Genomic DNA, 6,756 nt, shown 5'->3' on the forward strand with positions numbered 1-6,756 from the left:
TGCGGGAAACGGTCAGGACTCGCCCCGCCATTTCACGACTTTGTTTTCCAGCAGGCCTACCAGGGCCACCACCAGCATGGCCACCGCGCTCAGCAGCACGATGGGGGCGAACACGCCTGCGCCGTCCAGCTGGGTCATCATCCGGCGGGAGAAGTAGCCAAGGCCGCTCTGGGAGCCCAGCCACTCGCCGATGGCGGCGCCGATGATGCTCATGGGGATCGCCATCTTGATGGCGGAGAAGAAGTAGGGCAGGGCGCAGGGGATCTTGATCTTCAAAAAGATGTCCCATTTGGTGGCGCCGTAAGTCAGCAGCAGCTCCCCCATCTCCGTTTTCGCGGCGCGGAAGCCGTCGCAGACGGTGATGGTGATGGGAAAGAAGGTGATGAGCACCGTCACCAGCACCTTGCTCCAGATGCCGTAGCCAAACCACAGCACGAACAGGGGGGCGATGGCGGTGGTGGGGATGGTCTGGGAGGCCACCACCACCGGATACAGGCACTTTTGCAGCAGGGGGCTCCAATCCATGGCCACCGCCAGAAGAAGGCCCAGGCCGATGGAGATGAGAAGCCCGATGCCGGTGACCGCCATGGTGGCGGGCAGGTGGACGGTGAACAGCGGCCCCCGCAGCTCCCACAGCCGCTGCAGGATCTGGATGGGCGTGGGCAGGATATAGGCGGCGTTGACTCTCATGGCCCCCAGCTGCCACAGGAACAGCAGGATGAAGAGGAAGATCAGGGCGGGCAGATTGCCCTTATTTGCTTTTCTCATGACCGCACCTGCCTTCTCAAAACGCCGATCAGATCCTCCCGCAGAGCCACCATGTCCGGCCGGGCCAGGCATTCCCGGGTGCGGGGGTAGGCGGCGGGGACGGGGACCTCCGCCAGGGCGCGGATGGGCGTCTCCGTCACCGCCAGCACGCTGCCGGAGAGGAAAATGGCCTCCTCCACGTCGTGGGTGATGAAGAGGATGGTCTTTTTGTGCTTTTCCCATTGGCCCAGCAGCCATTCCTGCATGGAGATGCGGGTCAGGAAGTCCAGGGCGGAGAAGGGCTCGTCCAGCAGCAGAAGGTCGCAGCCGGTGAGCATGGTGCGGGCAAAGGCCGCCCGCTGCCGCATACCGCCGGACAGCTCCTCCGGCCGCTTGTCCCGGCAGCCCTCCAGGCCCACGTCCGCCAGAGCGTCGTCGATCAGCTCCCGCTGCTGGGCCCTGGAATAGCCGCCGATGATCTCCAGGGGCAGAGCCAGGTTCTCTCCCACGGTGCGCCAGGGGAACAGCAGGTCCTTCTGGGGCATGTAGCCGCAGTAGTGCTTCTGTTCTCCAATGGGCCGTCCGCCCACCCGGATGACGCCGGACTTGGGCTGAAGCAGGCCGTTGGTCATGCGGAAGATGGTGCTCTTGCCGCAGCCGCTGACGCCGATGATGCAGTGAAAGGAGCCGGGTTCCACGGAGAAGGAGAGGCCGTCGATGATATCAGAGTCCTCGCCGGGATACTGATAGGACACCCGGTCAAATTCCAGCTGGCTCATTTGCGCATCTCCCAGGCCATGTCCCAGAATCCCAGCTCATAGCGGCTGCAATGGACGAAGATATCCTCTAAACGGGCCAGCTGCACCTCCGGCGCGCCTGCCGACAGCTCGTCCATCAGCTCGATCAGGGCCTGGTTGGCGGCGGCGTAGTCCGTCCCGGCATAGCCCCGGATCCACTCGCCGTAGAAGGGGTGCTCCGCCGCGCCGGGGAGCTTCGCCAGAGCCTGTCCGATCTCGGCATAGCTCCAGGAGCAGGCGAGGATGGCGGCCACGATCTCCATGGGGCCGCCGGACTCCGCCGCGGCCAGCATGTAGTGGGTGTAGGAGAGGTTGTCCAGAGCGGGCTTGACAGCGAACACCTGCTCCTCGGTGATGCCCAGCCGGGCCATGTAGGTCCGGTGGATGTTCATCTCTCCGCCCAGGATGGCGTCCACGTTTTGGGCAAAGGTCCGCATCAGCTCCGGATCACGGGCCTTGACCACGCCCAGGGCGAACACCCGGGCGTAGTCGAAGAGATACAGGTAATCCTGCAGCATGAAATACTGAAACTTCTCCACCGGCAGAGTGCCGTCTCCGATGCCGGTGACGAAGGGGTGGGACAGGCAATCGTCCCAGATGGGCCGTGCCGCCTCATACAGGCGCTGGGATGTGGTCATGGCAGTTTCCTCCCGTTTCAAAAACTAACATGCCCCCGCCGGATCTCCCGGCGGGGGCATGTCGTACATCGTCTTTCTCTGCTCGACGAAAACAGTATGCTCCCTACGCTGGCATGATCCAGATCAGGTTTCGTGGGTCTCGGAACACATCCGACTCTCAGCCCGTCAACTCGGACTCCCCAGTTGTCTGGAATTACTCTATGCCATTTTTCCCGATTTGTCAAGAATTCGATCAGGGCAGGGGAATCTTTTTTCACAGGGAAAGGGCGCTCATGGTTCGCCGGCGGCGCGTTCCCTCTGCTGTTCCGCAGCCCGCCAGGGACCCCGGGCGTAGAAGCAGACGGACATCACAGCGGCCACCGCCCAGCCGATGGGCCAGGCGCACCAGATGCCGAGGGCGGAGCTCAGGGCGCTGGACAGGCCATAGGCCAGCACCACCCGCAGGATCAGATCCGTGAAGGTGGCGGCCATGAACCGGCCCATCATGCTGGAGCCCCGCAGAACACCGTCGGCCACCAGCTTGGCGGATACCACAAAGTAGAAGGGGGACAGGACCCGCAGGAACTGGACGCCGGCGGAAACGGCGGTCTCGGTGGGCGCGTCGATGAAGAAGCAGACCAGGCCGCGGCCCGCGAAGAAGTACAGCAGCGTCAGCGGGACACACAGGGCCCAGACCAGCCGCAGTCCGGCCCGGAACCCCTGGGGAATGCGGGAGAGCTTGCCAGCGCCGATGTTCTGGGCCGCATAGTTGGAGATGCCGTTGCCAAGGGTGGTGAAGGAGGTGATGACCAGGTTGTTCAGCTTGACGGCGGCGCCATAGCCCGCCATGACGCCGGTGCCGAAGCCGTTGATAACGCCCTGGATCATGATGTTGCCGACGGAGATAAAGCTCTGCTGCAAAATGCTGGGCACGGCGATGACCGCGAACTTTTTGAACAGGGACAGGGAGAAAAGGTGGGGATTTTCCTCCGACGGGATGCGGCGCAGCCGCCGGAACACCACCCATACCGCCAGCACGCAGCTGATGCCCTGGCACAAAAAGGTGGCCCAGGCCACACCGGCCACGCCCATGTCAAAGGCGGTGACAAAGAGAATGTCTGCCAGAATGTTGCCGGTGGAGGAGCAGGCGAGGAAGAGGAAGGGCGTTCTGGAGTCCCCCAGAGCGGAAAAAATACCGGTAGACACGTTGTAGAAAAACACAAAGGGCAGGCCGTAGACGTAGATGTTGAGGTACAGCAGGGAGTCCGCCATGGCGTCCTCCGGCGTGTTGATGGCCAGGAGCAGGGAGGCGCCCAGGCCCAGGCCCACGGCCATCAGCGCCAAACAGACCGCGGCGCTGGAGATCAGAGCCGTGTGGACCGCCGTTTTCATGTCGGCCAGTCTTTTCGCGCCGAACAGCTGAGACACGATCACAGAGCAGCCGATGTTGCAGCCGAAGGCGAATGCGATAAAAATGAGGGTGATCTCATAGCTGTTGCTGACAGCGGCCAGGGCGTTCTCGCCCACGAATTTGCCGGCCACCAGGCTGTCCGCGATATTGTACAGCTGCTGAAACACGATGCTGCCGAACAGCGGCAGGCAGAATTTCCAGAGGACGGTTTGGGGCTCGCCCACCGTCAGATCTTTTTCCATGACTTTTTCTCTCCATCTTTTTTTGGGGACTTGCTTTTCACGGCTATTTAGTATACGCTCATTGCAGAAAGATGAAAAATATATAGTTGATATTATAGCAATATCAAATTATGATGACAAGGAGTGCGGAGATGGCGGTCAATTACGAGTATTATCGCTGCTTTTACTATGTGGCGAAATACAAAAACCTGACGCGGGCGGCCGCGGCCATGGGGAGCAGCCAGCCCAATGTGACCCGGGTGATGCACAATCTGGAATATGAGCTGGGCTGCCGGCTTATCACCCGCTCCAACCGGGGCATCGCCCTGACGGAGGAGGGAGAGCGGCTGTACCAGCATGCGGCGGTGGCGTTCGCCCACCTGCAGCAGGCTGAGGAACAACTGACCCGGGGCGGCGGTCCCCAGGAGGGCTGCGTCTATATCGGCGCCAGCGAAGCGGCGCTCCACGGCCTGCTGCTGGATGTGCTCCGGCATTTTCACCAGGAGTATCCGGCCATTCGGCTCAAGATCCGGAACGACACGGCGCTGCGGGCGCTTCAGGCCCTGCGGAGCGGACAGATCGACTTTGCCGTGGTGGCGATGCCGGCGGGACCCCTTCAGCGGCCCTTCAAACGGACGGACCTGAAACCCTTCCGGGATATCCTGGTGGGGGGGAAGCTCTTTGCGGAGCTGGCCGGAGGGTCCCTGTGCCTGGCGGACGTGAGTCGTTATCCGCTGATCAGCCTGGCACGGGACACGGCCACCTTTGCCTTTTACAGCAATTTTTATATGAAACACGGGCTGGAATTCGACCCGGATATGGAGGTGGCTACCACAGACCTGCTTCTGCCCATGGTGGAGAACGACCTGGGCCTGGGGTTCGTGCCGGAGGAATTCGCGGCAGAGGCCCTGCGCACTGGCCGCGTCATACAGGTCCGTCTGCGGGAGACCATTCCGGAGCGCCGGATCTGCCTGGTGCAGGATACCAGAAACAGTCCCAGCGCCGCTGCCCGGATCTTGCAGCAGATGCTTTGCGCATATGCGCCGCGGTTTTAAAAAAATACGCAAATTTTGCGGAGAAATTTGCGTAAAGCCCTTTCCAAGACAGAACCTATATGATATAATTTTAACGAATTTTAAACACAGCAGACCCAGGTGGGGAGAAACCATTCATAGTAGGGAGAAATCTGCCATGGACACAAAAGCAACGACGAAGCACGGATTGCCAAGGATCGGACTGCGCAACATCAAAACAGCCATCGCCGCCACGCTCTGCGCGCTGGTGTACTATTTTTTTGACCGCAGCCCCGCCTTTGCCTGCATCGGCGCCATCTTCGGCATGGGCAGTGACCTGGGGAACTCCAAGCTCCACGGCGGCAACCGCTTTTTTGGAACGCTGGTGGGCGGCTTCATCGGCATGGGCCTGTTTGCCCTCTACGCCCAGATCTTTCCGGGCGGCGGCAGCCGCTGGTTCCTGATCCCCCTGACCTTTGTCGGCGTGGTGATCCTGATCGTAGCCTGCCAGTATATCTGGGTGGGCGGCGTGCAGCCCGGCGGCGTGGTTTTGTGCATCATCCTGTTCAACACACCCATGGATTCCTACATCTCCTATGCCTTGAACCGGATCCTGGATACGGGCGTCGGCGTGCTGGCGGCCCTGTTTGTCAACGGGATGCTGCCCGGAGGCTTTACCTTCGGCTTCATGCACCGCTTTTATGTGCGGGTGGGTATCCCGGACAATGTGGAAAAAGAGACATAACATGAAGCGTTCCGGCCTTTTCAGCAAGGCCGGAACGTTTTTCTGATCAAATCACCTGAAAGGGAGCGACGCTTCTTTCAGGTGACCCGGCGTTGATACGCCGGGGGGGCGCAAACGCGGCCCCGGTTTAGCGCTCATAGTCAACACCGGCGCGTTTTACGCGCCGGCGGGCAGCGCCAAACGGCGTCCGCCCATCCAAGAAGAATCCCCCCGGTCCTTCATGGACCGGGGGGATTCATTAGGCTTGAAAACGGAGAGGCGGATGATCACTTGCCCTCTTTGATGGCGGCCTGCGCGGCGGCCAGACGGGCGATGGGCACCCGGAAGGGAGAGCAGGACACATAGTCCAGGCCAACCTTGTGGCAGAACTCCACGGAGGAGGGGTCGCCGCCGTGCTCGCCGCAGATGCCCAGGTGCAGGCCGGGGTTGGCGGAGCGGCCCAGCTTGCAGGCCATATCCACCAGCTTGCCCACGCCGTTCTGATCCAGCTTGGCGAAGGGATCGTTCTCGTAGATCTTCTTGTCATAGTAGGCGTCCAGGAACTTGCCGGCGTCGTCGCGGGAGAAGCCGAAGGTCATCTGGGTCAGGTCGTTGGTGCCGAAGGAGAAGAAGTCGGCCTCCTTGGCGATCTCGTCGGCGGTCAGAGCGGCGCGGGGGATCTCGATCATGGTACCAACCAGGTACTTCATGTGGGAACCGGCCTCCTTGATGAGGGCGTCGGCGGTCTCGACCACCACGCTCTTGACGTATTTCAGCTCCTTGACCTCGCCCACCAGGGGGATCATGATCTCGGGGACCATGGTCCACTCGGGATGGCGGGCCTGAACAGCCAGAGCGGCCTTGATGACGGCGCGGGTCTGCATGGCGGCGATCTCCGGATAGGTGACAGCCAGACGGCAGCCGCGGTGGCCCATCATGGGGTTGAACTCATGCAGGCTGGCGATGATGGCCTTGATCTCGGTCACGGTCTTGCCCATATCCTTGGCCAGCTTCTCGATGTCGGCCTCCTCGGTGGGCACGAACTCGTGCAGAGGGGGATCCAGGAAGCGGATGGTCACCGGGCAGCCCTCCATGGCCTCGTAGATGCCCTCGAAGTCGCCCTGCTGCATGGGCTCCAGCTTGGCCAGAGCCTTCTCGCGCTGCTCCACGGTGTCGGAGCAGATCATCTCGCGGATGGCGGGGATACGGTCCTCGTTGAAGAACAT

7 protein-coding genes and 1 riboswitch are annotated in these 6,756 nt (G+C 61.6%); of the genes, 2 read left to right on the forward strand and 5 right to left on the reverse strand.

Annotated elements, in window-relative coordinates:
• Positions 1–12: 12 nt before the first annotated feature.
• The 4 genes from Q0Z71_RS07785 to Q0Z71_RS07800 all read right to left on the reverse strand — a co-directional run bounded on the left by Q0Z71_RS07785 (position 13) and on the right by Q0Z71_RS07800 (position 3,814).
• On the reverse strand, positions 13–768 hold the full coding sequence (locus tag Q0Z71_RS07785; protein WP_298020476.1) for an ABC transporter permease: 756 nt from the start codon (positions 766–768) through the stop codon (positions 13–15).
• Complete coding sequence (locus Q0Z71_RS07790) at positions 765–1,526, reverse strand: ABC transporter ATP-binding protein (RefSeq protein WP_298020479.1); 762 nt, start codon at positions 1,524–1,526, stop codon at positions 765–767. Before Q0Z71_RS07790 ends, Q0Z71_RS07785 begins: the two co-directional genes overlap by 4 nt.
• The gene (gene tenA, locus Q0Z71_RS07795; RefSeq protein ID WP_298020482.1) at positions 1,523–2,182 is read right to left on the reverse strand and encodes a thiaminase II; all 660 of its coding nucleotides are present in this window, start codon (positions 2,180–2,182) and stop codon (positions 1,523–1,525) included. The genes Q0Z71_RS07790 and tenA overlap by 4 nt, the downstream gene beginning before the upstream one ends.
• An 83-nt stretch (positions 2,183–2,265) precedes the next feature.
• Positions 2,266–2,374: riboswitch (TPP riboswitch) on the reverse strand.
• Between the two features lie 78 nt (positions 2,375–2,452).
• Complete coding sequence (locus Q0Z71_RS07800) at positions 2,453–3,814, reverse strand: MATE family efflux transporter (protein ID WP_298020485.1); 1,362 nt, start codon at positions 3,812–3,814, stop codon at positions 2,453–2,455.
• Between the two features lie 131 nt (positions 3,815–3,945).
• Between Q0Z71_RS07800 and Q0Z71_RS07805 the strand changes: the two genes are divergently transcribed.
• Entirely contained in the window at positions 3,946–4,848 is a 903-nt protein-coding gene (locus Q0Z71_RS07805) for a LysR family transcriptional regulator (protein WP_298020488.1), read from the forward strand.
• 136 nt (positions 4,849–4,984) lie between these two features.
• Positions 4,985–5,551 (forward strand): aromatic acid exporter family protein, encoded by a 567-nt coding sequence (locus Q0Z71_RS07810; protein ID WP_298020491.1) that lies wholly within the window; start codon positions 4,985–4,987, stop codon positions 5,549–5,551.
• A gap of 266 nt (positions 5,552–5,817) precedes the next feature.
• Here Q0Z71_RS07810 and Q0Z71_RS07815 read toward each other — a convergent pair.
• Positions 5,818–6,756: putative PEP-binding protein (locus Q0Z71_RS07815; RefSeq protein WP_363316692.1), on the reverse strand; the 939-nt coding region annotated here is incomplete at its 5' end.

The sequence above is a fragment of the uncultured Dysosmobacter sp. genome (assembly GCF_947631635.1).
In the GTDB taxonomy this organism is placed as follows: Bacteria; Bacillota; Clostridia; order Oscillospirales; family Oscillospiraceae; genus Oscillibacter.